The sequence below is a fragment of the Paractinoplanes hotanensis genome (genome assembly GCF_023717965.1).
Taxonomy (GTDB): domain Bacteria; phylum Actinomycetota; class Actinomycetes; order Mycobacteriales; family Micromonosporaceae; genus Actinoplanes; species Actinoplanes polyasparticus.
This window is the reverse complement of the sequence record NZ_JAMQOL010000024.1, coordinates 34,369-54,933: the sequence shown is the minus strand read 5'-3', so window position 1 is coordinate 54,933 and position 20,565 is coordinate 34,369. Positions and strand designations below refer to the sequence as shown.

Here is a 20,565-nt window from a genome sequence, read left to right as displayed (position 1 = left end):
GGCTCATCGGGCCTGCCGGGGATAGCTCAGGAACACCGTCTCACCCTCGCCCTGCAGGTGGATGTCGAAGAGCAGCCCACGCTGCTCGCGGGTGGTGATCAGCGTAGCGCGGCGCTCCGGTTCGAGGCCGTCGAGCAGCGCGTCCGGTTCGCTGCCGGGCAGGTAGGCGCGGGTGAAGAGCCGGTCGGTGAGGCCGCGGGCGAAGATCGTGACCGCGAAGAACGGGCGGCGGCCGGGCTCGGCCGGGCCGGGGGCCAGCGTCGAGAACCAGTAGTGCCCGTCGCCGTCGGTCTGGGCGCGGCCCCAGCCGGTGAACGTGAAGCCGTCGCGGCGGAACGAGCCGGTCGCGCGCGGCGCCCGGCCGTCCGGGCCGGCCTGCCAGAGCTCGATCAGAGCATCCGGCACCGCAGTTCCCTCGCCGTCCAGGACCCGCCCGTGCAGGCGTACGGCGTCGGGGTGTCCCGCCGGGACCAGCAGGTTGCCGCCTTCGAAGGGCAGCCCGAGGTGGAAGAACGGTCCGACGGTCTGACCCGGCGCGTAGCTCACGATTCCTCCAGGGGCGTGCGGTGCGTGCCGCTGAGCACGATGTCCCAGCGGTAGCCCAGGCTCCGCTCGGGTGTGGTCACGCTGTGGTCGTAGGCGGCGACCAGCAGCTCGCGGGCCTTGGCGTCGGTGACCGACTGGTAGATGGGGTCGAGGTCGAACAGCGGATCCCCCGGGAAGTACATCTGGGTGACCAGGCGCTGCGTGAAGTCCGTGCCGAACAGCGAGAAGTGGATGTGCGCGGGCCGCCAGGCGTTGACGTGGTTGCGCCACGGGTAGGCGCCCGGCTTGACCGTCCGGAACGTGTAGACGCCGTCGCCGTCGGTCAGGCAGCGTCCGGCCCCGATGAAGTTCGGGTCGAGCGGCGCCGGATGCTGGTCGCGCTGATGCCAGTAGCGGCCCGACGCGTTGGCCTGCCAGATCTCGACGAGCTGGTGGCGCACGGGCCGGCCGTCGCCGTCGGTCACCCGTCCGGTGACGATGATCCGCTCGCCCAGGGGCTCCCCCGAGCGCTGGATGGTCAGGTCGGCCTCGGCGTCGTCGATGTCCGCGGCCCCGAAGCACGGCGCCCACAGCTCGACGCCCTCGGGGTCGACCTGATGCAGGTCCCGCGTCGGATATCGCAGCACGCTGCTGCGGTACGGCGGGTAGTCCCGGCGCGGCTGCGGACCGCCACTCCCCCGCAGCTCGTCGATCTCACGATTGATGTCCGCCTGGGTCGTCACGATGGCGACGCTAGACCAGCCCGCCGGACGCCACGATACTTACCTTCCATTGAACGGAAGGGGTGGCCTTGGCGGCCAGCGTGACCTCTCGCGCGCTCGACCTGCTGGGCGCGTTCGACCCCGAGCATCGCAGCCTGACGCTGAGCGAGCTCGCCCGCCGGTCGGGGCTGCCGCTGGCCACCGCGCACCGGCTGGTCGGCGAGCTGCACCGGTGGGGCGCGCTGTCGCGGCTGGCCTCGGGCGAGTACGTGATCGGGCGCCGGCTGTGGGATCTCGGGCTGCTCGCGCCGGTGCAGTCCGGGTTGCGCCAGGCGGCTTCGCCCTTCCTGCACGACCTGTACGGGGCCACGCTGGCCACGGTGCATCTCGCGGTCCGCGACGGGTGCGAGGTGCTCTACGTCGACCGGCTGGCCGGGCACGTCTCGGTCCCGGTCGTCAGCGCGGTCGGCTCGCGGCTTCCGCTGCACGCCACCGGGGTGGGCAAGGTCCTTCTGGCGTACGCCCCCGAGGCCGTCCGCGCCGAGGCGTTCGGCCGGCTGACCCGGATCACGCCGTACACCGTCACCCAGCCGGCGCGGCTCGCCGAGCAACTGCGGCGGGTCCGGGCCGAGGGGTACGCGACCACCGGCGAGGAGATGAGCCTGGGCGCGTGCTCGGTGGCCGTGCCCGTGGGCGGTGACAGCGTGGTGGCCGCGCTCGGCATCGTCGTGCCCGATCTGCGCCGCGACAAGGCCCGGCTCGTGGCCGCCCTGCAGGTGGCCGCGCGCGGGATCGCCCGTACGCTCGCTTCCGCTGAGTGAAAACGGGGCCTTGCCGCCCGGCCCGCACTGCCGTTGGCTGACCCCATGCGCACACAGGTCGCCATCATCGGCGCCGGCCCGGCCGGACTGCTCCTCGCCCACCTGCTGCACCGCGGCGGCGTCGACGCGGTGGTGCTCGAGACCCGCTCGCAGGAGTACGTGGCCGCGCGCATCCGGGCCGGGATCCTGGAGAGCTCGACCGTGGAACTGCTCGAGTCGGCCGGGCTCGGCGAGCGGCTGCGGGCCGAGGGGCACGAGCACCGCGGCATCTATCTGCAGATGCCCGGCGAGCGCCACCACCTCGACTTCGTCGACCTGGCGGGGCGCAGCGTGTGGGTCTACGGCCAGACCGAGGTGCAGAAGGACCTGGTCGCGGCGGGCACGGCCGAGGTCCACTACGAGGTGACGGAGGTCGAGCCGCACTCGGTGGACGCGGACCCGTACGTCACCTTCATCGACTCGACGGGAGCCCGGCAGCGCCTCGACGCCGACGTCATCGCGGGGTGTGACGGCTCGTTCGGCCCGTCCCGCGCGGCGGCCGCACCGGCCGAGACGTACGAGCGGGTGTACCCGTACTCGTGGCTCGGGATCCTGGCCGACGTCGCGCCCTCGACCGACGAGCTGATCTACGCCTGGCACCCCGGCGGTTTCGCGCTGCACTCGATGCGCTCCGAGACCGTCAGCCGCCTCTATCTGCAGGTGCCCAACGGCACCGACCCGGCCGACTGGCCCGACGACCGGATCTGGGCCGAGCTGGCCACCCGGCTCGGCCACGGTCAGGACGGCTGGAAGCTGACGCCCGGCCCGGTCACCGACAAGAGCGTGCTGCCGATGCGCAGCTACGTGCAGACCCCGATGCGGCGCGGCCGCCTGTTCCTGGCCGGCGACGCCGCCCACATCGTGCCGCCGACCGGCGCCAAGGGCTTGAACCTGGCTGTCGCCGACGTGGCGCTGTTGAGCGCCGCGCTGGTCGCTCTGCTGCGCGAGGGCGATTCCCGGCTCGCGGACAGCTATTCCGACGACGCGCTGCGCCGGGTCTGGCGGTGCACGCACTTCTCGTGGTGGATGACGACCATGCTGCACGCCGGCGGCGACCCGTTCGACGCGCAGCTGCAGCTCTCCCAGCTGCGATGGGTCACCACGAGCACGGCCGGAGCGACCGGGCTGGCGGAGAATTACGCCGGTCTTCCGCTCGGGTTCTGAGGATCCCTCCCTCGTACGCGCCGGATCGTACCCCGCAGGCCACGCCGCATGTATGCACAAGTGAATATATCCGCAGGTCAACGTGCGGGTGGATTCGCCCGTGCGGGGACTGGAAAGGCGGACCGGGACCGCTATGGTGGGGCGCGTCCGACCGCATTGGAGCCTCACTTGTCCTCGCCCCGCCTCGACGCCGAGGAACCCTCGCATCAGCTCGACACCGGCCCGCCGTCGCCGGCGTCGACAGGCGAACGCCGGATCGGCCAGCTCGAGATCCTCGCCGGGCTGCTCGTGCTGCTCGTGGTCTTGCGCGACCCGCTGTCCGATCTGGTCTCCGGGCCCGCGCTGCAGACCTGGACCACGGTGTTCGTCTCGGTCCTCGTGCAGGCCGCGCCGTTCCTGGCCTTCGGCGTGGCGCTGTCGGCAGTGATCGCGGTCTTCGTTCCGCGCTCGTTCTGGGCCAAGGCCCTGCCGAGCCATCCCGCGCTGGCTGTGCCGACGGCAGGGCTGGCGGGCGTCGTTCTGCCCGGTTGCGAATGCGGCAGCGTGCCGATCGCCGGCTCGCTCATCCGGCGCGGGGTCACTCCGGCCGCGGCGCTGGCGTTCCTGCTGGCCGCGCCGGCCATCAACCCGATCGTCCTCACCGCCACCGTCATCGCCTTCCCCGGCCGGCCCGAGATGGCTGTCGCCCGCGGGCTCGCCAGCCTGGTCGTGGCGGTGCTGATCGGATGGCTGTGGCTGCGCCTGGGCAGGAACGATTGGATCCGGCTGCCGCACCGGCCCGAGCTCGACACCCTGCCCAAGTGGCAGGCCTTCTGGGCCGCCTGCCGGCACGACGTGCTGCACGCCGGCGGCTTCCTGGTGATCGGCGCGGCCGCCGCCGCCACCATCAACGTGGTCGTGCCCGAGGCCTGGCTGACGAGTCTGGCCGCCAACGCCGTGCTGTCGATCCTCGTCCTGGCCGTCCTGGCCGTCCTGCTCTCGATCTGCAGTGAGGCCGACGCGTTCGTGGCCGCCTCGCTGAGCCAGTTCTCGCTCACGTCGCGGCTGGTCTTCCTGGTCGTCGGCCCGATGGTCGACCTGAAGCTGATCTCGATGCAGACCGGCGTGTTCGGCCGCCGGTTCGCCTCCCGCTTCGCCCCCGCCACCTTCGTGGTGGCGGTGCTGATCGGCACGGCTTTCGGGGTGGTCCTGCTGTGAACAAACTGACCCAGGGCGTCGTGCTGCTGCTGTTCGGCGGCGCGATCCTGCGCGCGTCCGTCACCGACCTCTACCTGCGCTACGTCAAGGAAGGGCTCCGCCCGTTCCTGATCGCGACCGGGCTGTTGCTGGTGGCCGCCGCGGTCATGACCCTCTGGTACTCGTTCCGCGAGACGCCGTCCGACGAGGACGACCACGGGCACGAGCACCACGGGCCCAGTGTGGGGTGGCTGCTGATCCTGCCCGTGCTGGGGCTGCTGCTGGTCGCGCCGCCGGCCCTGGGGTCGTACGCGGCCAATCAGGCCGGCAGCGTCGTCGCCGAACCGGTAGGCGGGTCCGACTATCCGGCGTTGCCCGCGGGTGACCCGGTCGAGCTCAGCCTGGTCGACTACGCGTCGCGGGCCCTGTTCGACGCGGGCAAGAGCCTCGACGGGCGCGAAATCAGTCTCACCGGCTTCATCACCGTCGCGCCGGACGGGTCGCCGATGCTGGCCCGCATGGTGCTCTCGTGCTGCGCCGCCGACGGCCGCCCCATCAAGGTCGGCCTCGACGGACGCACGCCGATCGACGTCCCCGCCGACACGTGGGTCCAGCTCACCGGCGTCTACACCGCACGCACGGCCAAAGATCCGGTCAACAACGTCGACGTGGCCTACTTCGACGTACGCACGTGGCAGGAGATCCCCGAGCCCAAGCAGCCCTACGCATGACCCCGACGGCGCCCGCGCCGGACCGCCGACAGCGCCGGTGGCCGGCCGCGGCAGCCCTGGTGATCGCCCTCGGCGCCGGCTCCTTCCTGTTGTTCGGCGGCACCGGCGACGCGCCCGCACCTCCGCCGCCGACTCGCACCGACGCGAAGTCCGTGTGGCCCGGCGCGAAACGGGCCGATCTTCCCGCCGCTCTGCCCGACGGGCCGTTGTTCACGCCGACGATCTTTCTCGACGCGACCACCGCGGTCGGCACCGCGCCGTCGCCGGCCGGCGACCAGTCACGGCTGCTGCTGCGCTCCGGCTCCCAGCTGCGCGAACTGCGCCGTCTGCCGCTCGGCGACAACCCGCAGTTCGAGGCGTTCACGGCCGACCCCAACCAGATCTTCTGGGCCGAGTCGACCGCCACCTCTCCGGCCGTACGGCTGTGGACAGCCGACCGCAGCGGCGGCCCGGCCCGCCCGCTGACCGCCGACACCGGCCGGGCGGTGTTCTTCGGCAACCAGTACGACCTGGTGGTGGCCGACGGCAAGCTGCGCTGGGCGGCCGCGCCGGGCGATGTCGCCGAGGCCACCGAGATCCGCTCGGTCCCCGTCGGCGGCGGAAAGGTCACCGTACGCACCGAGCAGGGTCAGTGGTCGCAGTCGGCCTGGCCGTGGCTGGTCGACGACGGCAGCACCTCCGGCGAGCCCCGCCTGCGTAACCTGGCCACGTCGCGCGACGTGAAGATCGCCGTCAGCGGCCTCGACGTGCTCACCTGCGGACCGGTGTGGTGCCGGGCCATGGTGATGGGCGAGGAGACGCTGACCCGCATCGACCTCGTCCGCCCGGACGGCGCCGACCGCCGCAAGATCGCCGGGGGCGCCGCCCAGTCCGCGATCACCGACGTCGCCGTCCTCGATCGCTTCGAGATCCTCTCGGAGCCGGGCCCCGACACCGACCTCACCGGGGCGGCCGCGCTGGTCGTGTATGACATCACCACCGGCCGTACGGTCGACGTCGCGCCCGACGCCGACGGCGCCTTCGCCCGCGGCGGCATGCTCTGGTGGTCGACCACTGCCGGCGACGAAGAGATCACCTGGCACACCCTGGACCTCCGGACCGTGCCCTAGGGTCTGCTTCGCAGCTGGGGCGGGGCTGCGGCGAGGCCCAAGATCGCGGCCGGCGGCGCCCCCCGAATACCCGGTTCCAACACCGCAGCGCTTCGCGCGGCACTCCTAGGCGTCATGACAAGTCCCACACCGCGCCACCGAACATCCGCTCCCGCACGTCTTCACGGAGGACACTCACTTACCGTGAGGGAGCACGCATGCGGACGAGGGCCTTGACGGCGGCTCTAATGATGGCAGTTCTCGCTGGTTGCAGTGGCAGCGACCGGCCCGCCGGGCCGGCGCCCAGCGCCTCGGCCACCGTAACTCTCAGTGCACCGGCGGTCGCAGCGGAGCGGCCGCAGGCCCGCGCGGTCGCGTTGTCGCACCTGCCCGCCAACCTGCGCGCCCGGGTGCCCCGGTTCGCGCCACCACCCCCGGCCGCGCCCAAGGTGAAGCTGCCCGCCGACGGAACGGCCGGGTGGTTCTCCCGGATCCCGACCGACCAGAAGGTCGCCTTCATCACGATCGACGACGGCTGGGTCAAGCACCCGCTCGCTCAGCGGCTGCTCGAGGCGGCCGACGTGCCGGTCACCCTGTTCCTCGAGGCCGACGCCATCCGGTCCGACCCGCAGTACTTCGCCAAGCTGCAGTCGGCCGGGGCCACCATCGAGAACCACACGATCAGCCACCCCAACCTCAAGGGCCGGTCGTACGCCGCCCAGAAGCACGAGATCTGCGGCGGAGCCGACCAGCTGGCGACGCACTACGGTCGCCGCCCGGTGCTGTTCCGGCCCCCGTTCGGCAGCTACGACCACACCACGCTGCGGGCGTCGCACGACTGCGGGATGAAGGCCGCCTTCTTCTGGAAGGAGACCACCAACAAGGGCAAGGTCCGCTTCCAGGAGGGCTCAGCCGTCAAGCCCGGCGACATCATCCTCATGCACTTCCGCGACCGCTTCCCCGACGACTTCCTGGCCGTCCTCCAGGCGATCCACCGGGCGGGCCTGACCCCGGCCCGCCTCGAGGACTACCTGCCCTGACCCCGGCGGCCCCACAGCCGGCAAACCCGAACAGCTGCCCTGACGTCGACGGGCACCGCGACCAGCCGCCCTGACGCCAATGAGCGCCGCGACACAGATACTCCGACGCCGATGGGCGCCGCGGCCGGGGACGAAACCGGTCGCGGCGCCCGCACCTGAAAGCGCGGCCGGCCTAGCCCGATGGCCGGCCGCGCGGCTCAGGCGGCGGAACAGGCCGCGCCGTTGAGAGTGAAGCCACTCGGCGCCGCGCTGCTCCCGGTGTGGTTGGCCTGGAAACCGATCGAGACCGACGAGCCGGCCGCGATCGTGCCGTTGTAGCTGACGTTCCGTGCGGTCACGGACCCCGACGCGGGCGAGTAGGTCGCGTTCCAGCCCGAGGTGATCGTCTGGCCGGCCGGCAGCGTGAAGCCGAGGCTCCAGCCGTTGACCGCCGAGCCGCCGGTGTTGGCGATCGTCACCTGCGCCGTCAACCCGGTGTTCCACGAGTTCACCGTCGTCGTCACCCGGCACGCTCCGCCGGCCGGCGGAGGCGTCGTCGGTGGCGGCGTGGTCGGTGGCGGCGTGGTCGGTGGCGGCGTCGTCGGCGTGCTCGAATCCAAGCCGAAGAACGCGATGGCCAGCCGCGCCATCCCGCTCAGCGGCAGCGAATGGCCGACCCCGGCCACGCTGATGCCCTCGACCGGCGCCGTCACTGCCGTGGACCCGTAGCGCGTACGGGTCCAATTGCTCTGCGGCGAATCGGTGAGCACCGGCGTCGCGCTCACGCCGAGCACGTTCGTCCACTGCTTGATCTGCTCGCCGAAGTTCGGGTACCGCAGAATGTCGTCCGTCGTGCCGTGGAAGACCTGCATGCGCGGGCGTCGGCCGGTGTAGCCGGGATAGGCCGCGCGCACCAGATCGCCCCACGCCTGCGCGGTCCGGCTCACCTGACCGTTGGCGCAGGCGCTGTTCCACATCGAGCCGTCGGTCGTGGCGAAACAGCCGAACGGGACGCCCGAGAACGCGGACCCGGCCGCGAACACGTCCGGATAGTCACCGAGCAGGACGTTGGTCATCATCGCGCCCGAGGACGCGCCGGTGACGAACGTGCGGTTCGGGTCGGTGCCGTACCGCTGCTGCACGTAGCGCACCATCGACACGATGCCGGCCGGGTCGCTCGTGCTGTCGTGCCGCAGAGCACCCGCCGTCGACACGTCGTAACACTGCCCCGACCGGGTCGCCGACGGGTACACGACGATGAACCCGTGCTGATCGGCGAGCGAGGCGAACTCCGTACCGGAGAAGAAGGCCGGCCCCGACCCGGTGCAGTAATGCACGGCGACCAGCAGCGCCGGGTTGGCGGCGACGCGGTCCGGCACATAGAGGTGCATGCGCAGGTTGGTCGGGTTGGCGCCGAAGCCGGTGACCTCCTGCAGGCTCGCGGCCGACGCCGGTCCGGCCGGAGCAACCAGGGCGAGGCCCACCGCCATCAGGGCAGCGGCCAGGAGCCTTCTCATCGTGACGCGCAGGTCGCGGTGGACGGCCCGGTGCCGGTGCCCTGGAATCCGAACTCGGTGCTGGCGCCCGCGTTCACCCCGCCGTTGTAGGCGACGTTGGTGAAGCTGACCGTGCCGCTCGAGCCGCTGGCCTGCGCGTTCCACGAGTTCGTGACCGACGAGCCGGACGGCAGGGCGAGGCCGGCGGTCCAGCCGTTGATGCGCGCGGCGCCCGCGGTGATCTTCACGGTGGCGACGAAGCCGCCGGTCCACTGGTTCACCGAGACCGTCGCGGTGCAGCCGTCACCGGCCGGAGGCGGGGTGGTAGTGCTCGGCGGCGGCGTTGCCGTGCTCGGCGGGGGCGTGCTCCCGCCGTTCAGGGCGTCCAAGGCGGCGGTGTACGCGGCCTTCTTGTTGCCACTGTTGTCGAACAGCAGCGGAGTGCCGCTGGCCCGCCACGAATCCGAGTCGCGGATGCCCCACACGGTGATGCCGTTGCAGCGGGTCACCGCCAGACAGGCGCGCACCGCCGAGCCGTACGCGTTGGCCTGGGCCGTTCCGGAACCCTCGATGTCCAGCTCGGTGATCTGCACGTCGACGCCGAGATTGGCGAACCGCTGCAGGTTGGCCTGGTAGTCCGAAGGCAGCGGCGACTGCGCGTTGAAGTGCGACTGGAAGCCGACGCAGTCGATCGGGACACCGCGCGCCTTGAAGTCCTGCACCATGGCGAAGACGGCGTTGCTCTTCGCGTTCTGACCATCGGTGTTGTAGTCGTTGTAACAGAGCTTCGCGGCCGGATCGGCGGTCCGGGCGGCCCGGAAGGCGGCCTCGATCCAGTCGTTGCCGGTCCGCTGCAGGTTGGAGTCGCGGCGGGCGCCGGAACTGCCGTCGGCGAAGGCCTCGTTGACGACGTCCCACGAGTCGATCTGACCCTTGTAGTGGGTCGCGACCTGGGTGACATGGTTGAGCATGGCGTTGCGCAGCGCGGTGCCGCTCATGTTCTGAGCCCAGCCCGGTTGCTGCTGGTGCCAGGCCAGGGCGTGGCCGCGCACCTTGGCCCCGATGGACTTGGCCCGGGCCACGATCTGGTCCGCGCTGCCGTACGAGAAGCTGCCCTGGGTGGGCTCGGTGGCGTCCCACTTCATCTCGTTCTCGGCGGTGACGCTGTTGAACTCGCGGTTGAGGATCCCGGAGTACGTGGAGTCGGAGAGCTTGTACGCGGCTACGGCTGTGCCGAAGTAGCGGCCTTGCTCGGCGGCGGACGCGCCGAGGGTGGTGGCCGCTTCAGCGGTCGGGGCAAGGGCGACCGCACCGGCAGCAGCCACAACGGCGGCTGCGGCAGCGATGAGGACACGGCGGCGCCTGGGGCGTGGGTCCATGGAGGTGCCTTTCCGAGCTGTGGAGCGTCGGTGGGAGCGCTCCCGGGGATGCGACAGAAAGTGACCCGGATCGATCGAGACATTATCGCCGCGTTCCGGTATCCACAACGGCCAATGTTCTTTCCAGTTGTTCCCTGGTTGTGTCTTTCGTGGTTCTGGGCTGGTGTTATGCCTGTGTTGTGTTGCCGGAAGTTTCGGGGAATTCCCCTTCGCGGGGGGCGATGTTGCTTGCTTGCGCTGGGACGGCCGGGCCCGAGGGTGCCCACGCCAGGCTGAGGAGCAGTTACGCCCGGCGTGGGCACCCTCGGGCCCGGCCTTGCCGGGGTTTCACCGTGCGGTGGGTGGTGGGGTGCGCGTTCGCACCGTGCCGCTTGCGCAGGCGTGAGTGGGAGAGCACACTCGCCGTTGAGTCACGTAGAGTAGTCGGCCTGCTCCTGCCGGGATGACACCGCGACCTTGAAGCGCTTGCCCGGGTTGGGGCCCGGTGTCGCGGTGATCCGCAGCGGCCGTTCGGGGCGCGGCAGCTCGACCGTCAGGCGTCGGACCAGCGTCGCCATGGTCGCGACCGCGAGGACCTCGGTCATCCCGGCGCCGAGGCAGGTGTGGCCGCCCACCGAGAACGGCGCGTACACCGAGGCCTTGCGCGCCGCCGCGAAATCACGGTCGATGTCGAACCGCTCGGGCTCGGGGAAGTGCTCCGGTAGCAGGTGCGGCACCGACGCGGCCACGATGACCCGGCGGCCCTGCTCGATGCGGAAACCCTCGAAGTCGAAGGCCTTCGTCACCGTACGTGCGGAGCCCGGCGCCGGCGGGTAGACGCGCAACGTCTCGAGCACCAGTCCGTGCAGCGCCGGCATGTCACGCAGCCGCTCGAAGGTGAGGGGTCCGCCCGCGTCGACTTCGGCGCGTACGCGGTCCAACACCTCGGGGTGCCGTAGCAGCGCGTACAGCATGAAGCTGTAGAGATAGGCGACCGTGTTGATGCCGGCGAAGTAGCCCTGTAGCGCCATGCCCGCCCGCACCTCCGGCGGGTACGGCTGCCCGTTCTCGTCCGTCGCGGCGAGCGCCCGGTCGAGCAGGTCGGCCGGCCCTCCGGTGGGATGCTGGGCACGCTGCTCCAGCGCCTCCCGGGCGAAGGCCAGGATCTCAGCCCGGGCCCGCCGGTGGGCCGGCCAACGCAGCACCGCACGCGGCCATTTGCCGGTGATGGTGGCGTCCAGAACCAGCTCGAACGCCGACCGCAGCTGCTCGAACCGGGCCGCCGAGCTCGCCCCGGTGAACGCGATGGAGAGCTGATCGGCGGCGAGCCGCTGGAACCGGTCGACCACCGGCAGTGCGGGATCGCCCTCCCACGACCGCAGAGTGCGGTCGGTGACGGCCATGACATCGTCCCAGCGCGCGGCGAGCAGGTCCCGGGACACGCCGGCCGCCAGTTGCTTGCGCAGGTGACGGTGCGGGCGCCCGCGCAGCACGTGCACCCGCATGTTGAACTGCTGATCCAGCCCGCCGAAGCTCTCCGCGCTGGTGAAAACCGCCTCGCCGTGCTCGATCAGGAATCGGTTGGCGCTCTCGCCGGCCATGATGACGAACGACTGGTTCAAAGCTCGGACCTGGAAGACCGGGCCCATCCGGCGGTACGTGTCCACGAGGAAACCCTGGACGTCGCCCATCATCGGCAGCGCGTTGCCCAGCAGCGGGATCCCGGGCACCGCGGGCGGCGGCGCGAGTTGGTCGACGGCCATGCCGGGACTCCTTACGTCGGGGGTCAGCGAAGCCAGTGCAGTGTGTCGTCCGGCGGGATGCGGTCCCGGGCGTCCGGTCGCTGCCCCGTGCCGCGCCCGATCACGTCCGTGCCGGCCGGAGTGACCAAGGAACGGTCGAAGGTGAGGACGATCAGCTCGCGGTCGTCGCTCAGATGGGTCACCCGCCACCGGCTCGACAGCAGGCTCAGCGGCCCCGTGCCGCGCCACGTGAACCGCCCCGACACGGAGTCGAAGCGGTCCACCCCGGTGATTCGCCGGGTGGCGCCCGCCGTGGTCCGGTAGCTGACCTCGTCGCGGAGGACGAGCGGCGAGCCGGGCAGCAGGCCGTACGTGAAACACGGGTCGAGCCGTCGCCCGGTCAACCACATCGGGAACGTCGTGGCCAGCACCCGCCATTGCCCCGGCAGGGCCTCCCGCAACACGCCGGCATCGATCATCGGGGGAAGGCCTCGGCTTTTCGCATCCGCAGGAACATCGCGATCGCCCCGAGCAGCCACGGCAGGTAGGCCCCGAGCACGACACCGAAGTGCGGGCTGGCGGAGACTCCGAAGCGCTGCTCCATCAGGATGATGAGCACATTGGACGCCATCATGCCGGACCAAATCAGGGCCGGCACCCGGATCCAGGACCGCGACCGGACGAACGCGTAGACGGCGGCCAGATAGAACGGGCCGAAGAGCAGGACGTCGATCCAGATGGTCATCTGCCAGAACGCCGGCCGGGCCATCAGTAACGGGTCGAACGACCGCCCGTACCAGTGGATGAAGTCGACGACGGCCGGCGGTGGCCAGATCGGATAGCTGAATCGCTCCGGATCGTCGATGACCAGCTGCTCGATATCGATCGTGTAGGTGACGACGACCGCGTTGAACACGAAGAACACCACGAACAGCAGATCGACGGGCCGTTCACGCAACGGCGCCGGAGGTGAGGAATCCATCCCGGTGGATCTTAGGCATCTTTCACCGGCAGGTCCACCGCCCAGCCGTCGGCCGGCTTCCCCGACAGCGACAGCTGACGGCCAGGAGAAAATGAGCGGTCGCTCCCGGCGAGGGGCCACCCGATCAATCATCATGTCTCGGACACGAACACCACCCTCCGACGGCCATAGGTGCGGGCGCCCCGCTCGCGAGCGGCGGCTGAGCTCGGTTTCAGGCTCGGGCCGCGTGGTGGGCGTTGAGGCGTAGGTCGGCGTCTATCGCGGCGGTGGCCGCCAACAGCGGGGGGAGCAGGCGGCGGCGCATGGTGTCGAGTGTGGCTCGGGCTGCGTGTACTGAGATGTTTACGGCTCCGGCTACTGCGCCTGCCCGGTTGTGGATGGGGGCTGCGATTGCTCTCAGGCCCTCTTCCAGTTCCTGGTCGATGATGGCGTAGCCCTGGGCAGCCACCCGGGCCAGCTCGGTGTGCAGCGCGGCGGGGGTGGTCAGCGTCTTGGCGGTCAGGCGGTCGAGGCGGGCGCGGGTCAGGTAGGCCTGCAGGTCGGGCTCGGGCAAGGCGGCCAGCAGCACCCGGCCCATCGAGGTGGCGTACGCGGGGAAACGGGTTCCGAGGTTGATCGAGACGGCCATGATGCGGCTCGTGGGGACTCGGGCCACGTAGACGACGTCGTCGCCGTCCAGGATGGACAGTGAGGAGCTCTCGTGGACCTGGGAGACGAGGCGTTCCAGGTGGGGTGCGGCCACCTCCGGCAGGGAGAGGCTGGAGAGGAACGCGTAGCCGAGTTCCAGGACCCGCGGCGTCAGGCTGAAATGGCGGCCGTCGGTGCGGACGTAGCCCAGGTCGGCCAGGGTGAGCAGGAAGCGCCGGGCGGCGGCCCGGGTCAGATCACAGATTCGGGCGACCTCGCTCAGGGTCAGCTCGGGATGGTCGGCGTCGAAGGCGCGGATGACGGCGAGGCCGCGTTTCAGCGACTGGACGTGGTGGGGTTCTCTCATCGCGGCTCGGCCACGAGCGACCCCGGCGCGGGCGCGAGCAACACCGGCGCGGACTGGGGCGACACCGGCGCGGAAGTCGGTGGCGCCGGGTCGGTGGTGAGCGGGGGGTCGGCCGATCTCGACCGCATACCGATCGATGAAGATCGTTGACGTGACACGGGCCACATCCTAGCGTTCACATCGAGAACTTTCGTTCGCAATGCGCACAGCCTACCGGAGGAAACGAATGCGACGTGTCTTCACGGGGATAGCTACGGGGATGGCGCTGGTCGCGCTGATCGGCTCGGCTGCCGCCTGTGGATCGGACGGTGGATCCGGTGGCGACACCGATGCCGGCGGCGTCGACCAGGTGAAGGTGGGAGTCATCCCGATCGTCGATGTGGCCCCGATCTATCTCGGTCAGCAGAAGGGCTTCTTCAAGAGCCGCAACATCGAGCTGACCATGGAGAGCGGGCAGGGCGGCGCGGCCATCGTGCCGGGTGTGGTCAGCGGGCAGTTCCAGTTCGGCTTCAGCAACTTCACGTCGCTGCTGATCGCGCAGACCAAGAATGTTCCGATCAAGACCGTGGCCAACGGCGTCGCGTCGACCGGCGAGCAGGGCAAGGACTTCGGCGCGGTCATGGTCAAGGCGGACAGCCCGATCAGGACAGCCGCCGACCTGGTCGGCAAGAAGGTCTCGGTCAACACGCTCAAGAACATCGGCGACACGACCGTACGGGAATCGGTGCGCAAGGCCGGCGGCGATCCGAAGAACATCAACTTCGTCGAGGTGCCGTTCGCGAACGCGCCGGCCGCGCTCGAGGAGGGTCAGGTCGACGCGGTCTGGGTCGTGGAGCCCTCGCTGACGCAGGTCAAGGCGGCCGGTGGGCGGATGGTGGCGTCCAACTACGTCGACGCGGCGCCGAATCTGAGCGTGGCCGCGTACTTCACCTCGGCCAAGCTTGCCGGTGAGGACGCCGACCTGGTCAAGCGGTTCACCGAGGCGATCAACGAGTCGCTGACCTACGCCGACGGGCACCCGGACGAGGTGCGCGGGGTGCTCGGCAGCTACACGAAGATCGACGAGAAGACCCGGGCCGAGCTGACGCTGCCCAAGTGGCCGACCGAGATCAACAAGGAGTCGGTCGACACGCTGGCCAAGCTCGGCGGGCAGGACGGCATCTTCGACGGCGCCACCCCTGACGTGGCGAAGCTGCTTCCATGACGCGCGGCGCCGGCCTGCTCGGCGTGGCCGGGCTGGCCGGTCTGCTCGTCCTGGTCGAAGCGCTGCCGCGGCTCGGGCTGGTCAACGACGACTACCTGCCGCCGACGAGCCGGATAGCGGCCGCCCTGGGTGACGAGCTCGTCACCGGCGAGTTCTGGCGGGCGGTCGGCGACACCCTGACGGGCTGGGCGATCGGGCTGCTCATCGCGGTGGCGGCCGGTGTCGTCGTGGGCATCCTCATCGGCGCGGTGCCGGTGTTGCGCGCGGCCACCGCGTCCACGATCGAGTTCCTGCGGCCGATCCCGTCGGTGGCGCTGATCCCGCTCGCGGTGCTGCTCTACGGCACCGACCTCGGCTCGACGCTGCTGCTCGTGGTGTACGCCGCGTTCTGGCAGGTGCTGGTGCAGGTGCTGTACGGCGTGGCCGACGTCGACCCGATCGCCGACGAGACCGCCCGCAGCTTCCGGTTCGGCCCGTGGGCGCGGGTGCGGTACGTGCTGTGGCCGACCGCCCTGCCGTACGTCTTCACCGGCGTACGGCTGGCTGCTTCGGTCGCTCTCGTGCTGGCCGTCACCGCGGAGCTCGTCATCGGCGCGCCCGGCCTGGGCAAGTCGATCGCGGTGGCGCAGACGTCGGGGGCGGTGCCGCTGATGTACGCCCTGATCGCGGTGACCGGCCTGCTCGGCGTGGGCATCAACCTGGCCGCCCGGGTGTTCGAGCGCCGGTCGCTGGCGTGGCATCAGTCCGTACGCGGGGAGGTGCCGGCATGAAGCGGGTGGCCTACGTGCTCGGGTTGCCGGTCGTGTTGTTCGCGGCCTGGTACCTGCTCAGCGCGGGCAGCGAGAGCTTCTACGCTCCCCCGCTGTCGAAGATCCTCGAGTCGTTCGGGAAGACGTGGACGCTCGACCGGTTCACCGCCGACGTGGTGCCGAGCCTGCTGCGGCTGACGGCCGGGTACGCGGTGGCCGCCGTGCTGGGGGTGGCCGTCGGCGTCACCGTCGGCCTGAACCGGTGGGTGCGGGCCACGGTCGAGCCGGTGCTCGAGTTCTTCCGCGCCGTGCCGCCGCCCGTGCTGGTGCCGGTCATCATTCTGTTCGCCGGCATCGGGGACGGCATGAAGGTCATCGTCATCGCCTTCGGGTGCGTGTGGCCGGTGCTGCTCAACACGGTCGAGGGCGTGCGGGCGGTGGACAGCATCCAGATCGACACGGCCCGGGCGTACGGGATAAGTGGCCCGGCCCGCATCGGGCGGGTGATCCTGCCGGCCGCATCACCGCAGATCGCCGCCGGTCTGCGGCAGGCCCTCTCGATCGCGATCATCCTCATGGTGATCAGCGAGATGTTCGCGGCCAGCAACGGGCTCGGCTTCACCATCGTCCAGTTCCAGCGCAGCTTCGCCATCCCCGAGATGTGGAGCGGGATCATCCTGCTCGGCCTGCTCGGTTTCGTGCTGTCGCTGCTGTTCCGGCTCGCCGAGGGGCGGGCGCTCCGCTGGTACCACGGTCTGCGCGAGGCGCAGCGCAGATCCTGAGAGGTCCGACATGCTTGAGGTTTCTTCGCTGAACAAGGTCTACCGGTCGGGGGCGCGCGAGGTCGAGGCGCTGCGCGATCTGACGTTCACGGTCGACAGCGGCGAACTGGTCTGCCTGGTCGGGCCGTCCGGCTGCGGCAAGACCACGCTGCTGCGCTGCATCGCCGGCCTGCTCGAGCCCAGCGGCGGGAAGGTCCGCCTGGACGGGCGCGAGGTCAGCGGTCCCCCGCCGGGTCTGGCGATGGTTTTCCAGGAGTACGGGCGCAGTCTGTTCCCGTGGATGTCGGTGCGCGACAACGTCGAGCTCCCGCTCAAGCAGAAAAAGATCACTCGCCATCGACGGGCCACCCTGGTCGAACAGGCACTCGACGCAGTCGGGCTCGCCGGTACCGAGTCGGCATACCCGTGGCAGCTCTCGGGCGGCATGCAGCAGCGGGTGGCGATCGCCCGGGCGGTGGCGTACGAGCCGTCGACCCTGCTGATGGACGAGCCGTTCGCCGCGGTCGACGCGCAGACCCGGGCCGACCTGGAAGACCTGGTGCGCGCGCTGTGGCAACGCCTCGAGGTGACCGTCCTGTTCATCACGCACGACATCGACGAGGCGGTCTACCTCGGGCAACGGGTCCTGATGCTGTCGTCGTCGCCGACGGTCGTGCAGGACGAGATCACAGTCGACCTTCCCGCGGCCCGCGACCAGCTGCACACCCGGGCCGACCCGCGCTTCACCGAACTGCGAACTCACGTCTACGAGCAGATTCAGGCAGCCAAGCTTCAGCCCGGTGGCGCGGGCGCGTCATCCTGAAGGAGAGAACCTCAGGACGGGAGCTGTCACATGGAGATCTCCGGGATTGTCACCGCCATCATCATCGGACTCGTCATCGGCGCGCTGGGCCGGCTGGTCCTTCCGGGCCGGCAGAAGATCTCAATTTGGCTGACCCTGTTGATCGGCATTGTCGCCGCGCTGATCGGCACGTTCCTGGCCGCCGCCATCGGCGCCGACGACACCCGCGGCGTCGACTGGATCGAGCTGATCCTGCAGGTGGCGCTGGCCGCGGGCGGGGTCGCCCTGGTGACCCGGGCCCGGTCGCACCGTTGACGACATCTTTGTTTCCGGTCCTTTGCGGAATACCACCGGCGTGACGGATCACTGACGGCGGGTGACGGAGCAATGTCTTTTGTCGCTCCGTCGGTACCACCCTCATGGTGTGCATACGGGGCGATGTGCGATGCTGCGCGCCACATACGCAGCTCTCATTGTTCGGAGCCCTTCAGATGGCATCGTTCCTCTCCCTTGTTGCCGGGGTCGTCGTCGGTTTCGTGGCCGGTTGGCTGCTGCGCGCGCAGCGGTCCCCCAAGCCCGCCGCCGTTGAGACGCCCGCCCCCGGCGCCACCACCAGCGCGCCGGCGACGGCCGCCCAAGCCACTTCCACCGAGGACGAGCCGAAGGCCGAGCCGGCCACCGAGCCGACTCCCGAACCCGTCGCCGCCACTCACACCGAACCGACTGCCGGCGCTGTCGCCGTGGCCGAACCGGCTACGGAGACCAAGCCGGTCGCGGACGCTGAGCCCGTCGCGGACGCTGAGCCCGTCGTCATCACCGCGGCCGAGCCCGTCGTCGAGCCGGCGCCGGCCGAGACTTCGGAGCCGGTCACCGCCGAGTTCGAGCCGGTCGCCGTGGCCGACGAGCCCGCGACCACCACCAAGCCCGAGGCCGCCGCTGCCCCGGAATTCGAGGCCCAGGCCGACGCGGAGCGCGTCACCACGCCCGAGCCGATCTCGGTCACCAAGGTGGAGCCGGTCGCGGTGGCCGTCGCCGCCGAGCCGGTGGCCGTGGTGGAGCCGCCCGCCGAGCCGGAGCCCGTGGCCAAGCCCGCCCCGAAGCCGCGCGCGGCCCGGACCCGTACGCCGGCGAAGCCCAAGCCCGCCGCCGTGCCCGCCCCGGCCGCCATCAGCGAGCCCGCCGTCGCGTCGCCGGTCATCGCCCCGGTCTTCTCCAGCTCTGACACCACCGCCGCTGTGCCCGGGATCGCCGAGGCCGACGAGGTCGCCGCCGTCCCGGCCCCGGTCGCCGTGGGCGCGGTAACCGAGCCCGACGACCTCACCAAGATCGCCGGGATCGGCCCCAAGATGGCGATGGCCCTCGCGGCCGGCGGCATCACGACGTTCCGCCAGCTGGCCGAGACCGACGTGCCGACCCTGCGCAACGCGGTCACCTCGGCCGGCCTGCGCCTCGCTCCCAGCCTGCCGACGTGGCCGGAGCGCGCCAAGCAGCTGCTCGACACCAGCAACTGAGCACCACCAGGCGATGCCCGGCGGACTTCACGTCCCGCCGGGCATCGTCGTCTCTACCGCCACTCTCGCCTGTCCGCCGCGCGACCAGGCACCCCTCCACGTCGCCGTTCAATTGCCTCGAGGTTGCCGAGTGTGGAACCAGGACATGAACCGCGGCTCGTCCTGAGCGCGCCATAACCGCTTCGGTTTCGGCGTGCGGACGACATGTTCAGGACCTCTCCGGCATGGCGGGCGGCGATGCGCCGGGTTCGTCGCGGAAAGCAAGCCCGGCCGCGTCCAACGCCGAGCGCAGATGGCGAAGGGCGTAGGGCCCGACTCCGTGCAGTGCCTGCACCTCGCCGGCACTGAGTTCGGCCACCTGATCGAGCCGGACCACCCCGCGCGCGTTGAGCGCACGGGTCGCGGCAGCGCCGAGGTGTGGCAGTGGGATGCCCGGTTCCGGTTCCGACCGGCCGCCGGTCAACCGGGGACGCCCCTCGTGGTCCAGAACGGCGGCGCCGCGCGCCGAGAGCCGGTACCCGATGTCCAGCGATTCGGTCAGGCCGCGCTCCTTCAGCTTGCGCACGTTCTGCTTGAACGAGGCGGTGTCGCGGCCCACCCGCTGGGCGAGGTCGGGCGCCCGGGTGGCCGGCAGCTCGTCGATCAGCAACAGCGTCGCCCGGGTCCACGGCCCGGTCGGCGAGGCACGGTCGAGCCGGTCCAGCCATACGCCGATCGCTTCGATCTCCCCAGCGTCGGGCACCGCCTCCCGTAACGCCTGCCGCGGGTCAGCGCCGGCGTACCGCAGCCCGATCCGATAAACCGGCCGGTCGGAGCGCAAGCGGTCCAACCCCTGCCGCAGCGCCGCCAGCGAAGCCAGCCCAGCCCGGCGGGCGTCCGCAGTGGTCAGCGTCCTCACCGGCACGCGATCGACGGACGTGACCTCGACCAGTCCGACCGCGGTCCGCATCCGGGTACCGACCTTGACCCGAGGCCGTTCCCACCGGCGGAACGCCAGGTCGACATCGCCGGCACGGATCGCCGCCAATTCCGCGGGACGCATATGCATGCCACTCATTCAACACACACCACGATCCGTGCGACCGGTCCCGCAGCAGACTCCGGGTGGCGAAGTTGACGCTCCCCGTGTCACCGGCCCGGCGTGCTTGCTGTAGGCAGGGTCGGCCCGCCGCTGGTCGGGTCAGTGCTCGAGCAGGTCGGTGGTGTAGCGGTAAAGGTCGTGGGCGCCGTATCGGACCACCCCGTCGTGGTGGGCGGAGCCGCATGGTCCGGTGTCGAGGCGGATGATCGTCTCGGTGCTGCCGGCCCGCAGGACCAGGTCGATCGGGGACCCGGCGGCGGTGGCGCACACCGGTGACGGTGGCGCCGTGGAGAGGGCGTTGATCCGGTTCACGATCTCGGTGGACGTCCGGTCGTTGAGGATTCGGAACGAGGTCCGCCCCGCCGACGCGGGCGGGCACAGCTGCACCATGTGGTAGCGGACGTCCGGGACCAGCGGACCGGTCCCGGACTGCGCCGGCGGCGGGGCGGAGGGCGGCGACGGGCACCGGGCGTTTCCCCGCTCGACTTCGGGCAGGGTGCTGGACCACGGCGCCCAGGCGAGCAGCGCCGCGGGAACGGCTACCGCGGCTGTCACGAAGCCAACCAAAGCCGCTCGTCGGGAGATGCCCCAAACGCTACC

At 70.8% G+C, this 20,565-nt stretch carries 22 protein-coding genes; 12 read left to right on the top strand and 10 right to left on the bottom strand.

Features of this window, described 5'->3' with window-relative positions; genetic code table 11:
* Positions 1-3 precede the first annotated feature (3 nt).
* Together pcaG and pcaH are read right to left on the bottom strand one after the other, a co-directional pair.
* Positions 4-546: a protocatechuate 3,4-dioxygenase subunit alpha gene (gene pcaG / locus LXN57_RS19605; protein ID WP_251799628.1), complete on the bottom strand. Its 543-nt coding sequence runs from the start codon at positions 544-546 to the stop codon at positions 4-6.
* Positions 543-1,268, bottom strand: a complete 726-nt coding sequence (pcaH, locus tag LXN57_RS19600) for a protocatechuate 3,4-dioxygenase subunit beta (RefSeq protein ID WP_251799627.1) — start codon at positions 1,266-1,268, stop codon at positions 543-545. Before pcaH ends, pcaG begins: the two co-directional genes overlap by 4 nt.
* An 80-nt stretch (positions 1,269-1,348) precedes the next feature.
* On the opposite strand from pcaH, the gene LXN57_RS19595 reads away from it, so the two are divergent.
* The 6 genes from LXN57_RS19595 (at position 1,349) to LXN57_RS19570 (ending at position 7,306) form a co-directional block, all read left to right on the top strand.
* On the top strand, positions 1,349-2,068 hold the full coding sequence (locus LXN57_RS19595) for an IclR family transcriptional regulator (protein WP_251799626.1): 720 nt from the start codon (positions 1,349-1,351) through the stop codon (positions 2,066-2,068).
* Positions 2,069-2,113: 45 nt separating this feature from the next.
* Positions 2,114-3,271 carry a 4-hydroxybenzoate 3-monooxygenase gene (locus LXN57_RS19590; protein ID WP_251799625.1) on the top strand — a complete coding sequence of 386 codons (1,158 nt, stop codon included), beginning with the start codon at positions 2,114-2,116 and terminating at the stop codon, positions 3,269-3,271.
* A 255-nt stretch (positions 3,272-3,526) separates the two neighbouring features.
* Positions 3,527-4,468 carry a permease gene (locus LXN57_RS19585; RefSeq protein ID WP_251799635.1) on the top strand — a complete coding sequence of 314 codons (942 nt, stop codon included), beginning with the start codon at positions 3,527-3,529 and terminating at the stop codon, positions 4,466-4,468.
* Complete coding sequence (locus tag LXN57_RS19580) at positions 4,465-5,178, top strand: TIGR03943 family putative permease subunit (protein WP_251799624.1); 714 nt, start codon at positions 4,465-4,467, stop codon at positions 5,176-5,178. Before LXN57_RS19585 ends, LXN57_RS19580 begins: the two co-directional genes overlap by 4 nt.
* Entirely contained in the window at positions 5,175-6,287 is a 1,113-nt protein-coding gene (locus LXN57_RS19575; RefSeq protein ID WP_251799623.1) for a hypothetical protein, read from the top strand. Before LXN57_RS19580 ends, LXN57_RS19575 begins: the two co-directional genes overlap by 4 nt.
* A gap of 197 nt (positions 6,288-6,484) precedes the next feature.
* The gene (locus LXN57_RS19570) at positions 6,485-7,306 is read left to right on the top strand and encodes a polysaccharide deacetylase family protein (RefSeq protein ID WP_251799622.1); all 822 of its coding nucleotides are present in this window, start codon (positions 6,485-6,487) and stop codon (positions 7,304-7,306) included.
* Positions 7,307-7,503: 197 nt separating this feature from the next.
* Here the strand turns inward: LXN57_RS19570 and LXN57_RS19565 are convergent, their stop codons facing one another.
* The 6 genes from LXN57_RS19565 to LXN57_RS19540 form a co-directional block, all read right to left on the bottom strand.
* Positions 7,504-8,802 (bottom strand): extracellular catalytic domain type 1 short-chain-length polyhydroxyalkanoate depolymerase, encoded by a 1,299-nt coding sequence (locus LXN57_RS19565; protein ID WP_251799621.1) that lies wholly within the window; start codon positions 8,800-8,802, stop codon positions 7,504-7,506.
* Positions 8,799-10,160 (bottom strand): glycoside hydrolase family 10 protein, encoded by a 1,362-nt coding sequence (locus LXN57_RS19560; RefSeq protein ID WP_251799620.1) that lies wholly within the window; start codon positions 10,158-10,160, stop codon positions 8,799-8,801. Before LXN57_RS19560 ends, LXN57_RS19565 begins: the two co-directional genes overlap by 4 nt.
* Before the next feature lie 410 nt (positions 10,161-10,570).
* A complete protein-coding gene (locus tag LXN57_RS19555; RefSeq protein ID WP_251799619.1) occupies positions 10,571-11,902 on the bottom strand; it encodes a cytochrome P450 in 1,332 nt (443 codons plus the stop codon).
* Between the two features lie 23 nt (positions 11,903-11,925).
* Complete coding sequence (locus LXN57_RS19550) at positions 11,926-12,360, bottom strand: hypothetical protein (RefSeq protein ID WP_251799618.1); 435 nt, start codon at positions 12,358-12,360, stop codon at positions 11,926-11,928.
* Positions 12,357-12,863, bottom strand: a complete 507-nt coding sequence (locus tag LXN57_RS19545; protein ID WP_251799617.1) for an EXPERA domain-containing protein — start codon at positions 12,861-12,863, stop codon at positions 12,357-12,359. The genes LXN57_RS19550 and LXN57_RS19545 overlap by 4 nt, the downstream gene beginning before the upstream one ends.
* A 211-nt stretch (positions 12,864-13,074) precedes the next feature.
* Positions 13,075-13,857 carry an IclR family transcriptional regulator domain-containing protein gene (locus LXN57_RS19540; RefSeq protein ID WP_251799616.1) on the bottom strand — a complete coding sequence of 261 codons (783 nt, stop codon included), beginning with the start codon at positions 13,855-13,857 and terminating at the stop codon, positions 13,075-13,077.
* 226 nt (positions 13,858-14,083) lie between these two features.
* Here LXN57_RS19540 and LXN57_RS19535 point away from each other — a divergent pair, with 226 nt between their 5' ends.
* From LXN57_RS19535 to LXN57_RS19510, 6 genes are all read left to right on the top strand, one after another.
* A complete protein-coding gene (locus LXN57_RS19535; protein WP_251799615.1) occupies positions 14,084-15,061 on the top strand; it encodes an ABC transporter substrate-binding protein in 978 nt (325 codons plus the stop codon).
* Positions 15,058-15,831, top strand: coding sequence for an ABC transporter permease (locus LXN57_RS19530; RefSeq protein WP_251799614.1), 774 nt, complete (start codon positions 15,058-15,060; stop codon positions 15,829-15,831). Before LXN57_RS19535 ends, LXN57_RS19530 begins: the two co-directional genes overlap by 4 nt.
* Positions 15,828-16,592, top strand: a complete 765-nt coding sequence (locus LXN57_RS19525; protein WP_251799613.1) for an ABC transporter permease — start codon at positions 15,828-15,830, stop codon at positions 16,590-16,592. The genes LXN57_RS19530 and LXN57_RS19525 overlap by 4 nt, the downstream gene beginning before the upstream one ends.
* Before the next feature lie 10 nt (positions 16,593-16,602).
* Positions 16,603-17,394 carry an ABC transporter ATP-binding protein gene (locus LXN57_RS19520; RefSeq protein ID WP_251799612.1) on the top strand — a complete coding sequence of 264 codons (792 nt, stop codon included), beginning with the start codon at positions 16,603-16,605 and terminating at the stop codon, positions 17,392-17,394.
* A gap of 30 nt (positions 17,395-17,424) precedes the next feature.
* Complete coding sequence (locus LXN57_RS19515; protein ID WP_251799611.1) at positions 17,425-17,688, top strand: GlsB/YeaQ/YmgE family stress response membrane protein; 264 nt, start codon at positions 17,425-17,427, stop codon at positions 17,686-17,688.
* Positions 17,689-17,864: 176 nt separating this feature from the next.
* On the top strand, positions 17,865-18,884 hold the full coding sequence (locus tag LXN57_RS19510) for a helix-hairpin-helix domain-containing protein (protein ID WP_251799610.1): 1,020 nt from the start codon (positions 17,865-17,867) through the stop codon (positions 18,882-18,884).
* Positions 18,885-19,092: 208 nt separating this feature from the next.
* Here LXN57_RS19510 and LXN57_RS19505 read toward each other — a convergent pair whose 3' ends face one another.
* On the bottom strand, positions 19,093-19,932 hold the full coding sequence (locus LXN57_RS19505; RefSeq protein ID WP_251799609.1) for a hypothetical protein: 840 nt from the start codon (positions 19,930-19,932) through the stop codon (positions 19,093-19,095).
* Positions 19,933-20,064: 132 nt separating this feature from the next.
* Positions 20,065-20,520, bottom strand: coding sequence for a hypothetical protein (locus LXN57_RS19500; protein ID WP_251799608.1), 456 nt, complete (start codon positions 20,518-20,520; stop codon positions 20,065-20,067).
* Positions 20,521-20,565: the final 45 nt, after the last annotated feature.

Coding starts and splice junctions, on each gene's coding strand:
- LXN57_RS19565 (WP_251799621.1), bottom strand. CDS start 8,802: ATGAGAAGGCTCCTGGCCGCTGCCCTGATGGCGGTGGGCCTCGCCCTG.
- LXN57_RS19575 (WP_251799623.1), top strand. CDS start 5,175: ATGACCCCGACGGCGCCCGCGCCGGACCGCCGACAGCGCCGGTGGCCG.
- LXN57_RS19555 (WP_251799619.1), bottom strand. CDS start 11,902: ATGGCCGTCGACCAACTCGCGCCGCCGCCCGCGGTGCCCGGGATCCCG.
- LXN57_RS19525 (WP_251799613.1), top strand. CDS start 15,828: ATGAAGCGGGTGGCCTACGTGCTCGGGTTGCCGGTCGTGTTGTTCGCG.
- LXN57_RS19545 (WP_251799617.1), bottom strand. CDS start 12,863: ATGGATTCCTCACCTCCGGCGCCGTTGCGTGAACGGCCCGTCGATCTG.
- LXN57_RS19560 (WP_251799620.1), bottom strand. CDS start 10,160: ATGGACCCACGCCCCAGGCGCCGCCGTGTCCTCATCGCTGCCGCAGCC.
- LXN57_RS19570 (WP_251799622.1), top strand. CDS start 6,485: ATGCGGACGAGGGCCTTGACGGCGGCTCTAATGATGGCAGTTCTCGCT.
- LXN57_RS19540 (WP_251799616.1), bottom strand. CDS start 13,857: ATGAGAGAACCCCACCACGTCCAGTCGCTGAAACGCGGCCTCGCCGTC.
- LXN57_RS19520 (WP_251799612.1), top strand. CDS start 16,603: ATGCTTGAGGTTTCTTCGCTGAACAAGGTCTACCGGTCGGGGGCGCGC.
- LXN57_RS19515 (WP_251799611.1), top strand. CDS start 17,425: ATGGAGATCTCCGGGATTGTCACCGCCATCATCATCGGACTCGTCATC.
- LXN57_RS19550 (WP_251799618.1), bottom strand. CDS start 12,360: ATGATCGATGCCGGCGTGTTGCGGGAGGCCCTGCCGGGGCAATGGCGG.
- LXN57_RS19535 (WP_251799615.1), top strand. CDS start 14,084: ATGCGACGTGTCTTCACGGGGATAGCTACGGGGATGGCGCTGGTCGCG.
- LXN57_RS19530 (WP_251799614.1), top strand. CDS start 15,058: ATGACGCGCGGCGCCGGCCTGCTCGGCGTGGCCGGGCTGGCCGGTCTG.
- LXN57_RS19510 (WP_251799610.1), top strand. CDS start 17,865: ATGGCATCGTTCCTCTCCCTTGTTGCCGGGGTCGTCGTCGGTTTCGTG.
- LXN57_RS19505 (WP_251799609.1), bottom strand. CDS start 19,932: ATGCATATGCGTCCCGCGGAATTGGCGGCGATCCGTGCCGGCGATGTC.
- LXN57_RS19590 (WP_251799625.1), top strand. CDS start 2,114: ATGCGCACACAGGTCGCCATCATCGGCGCCGGCCCGGCCGGACTGCTC.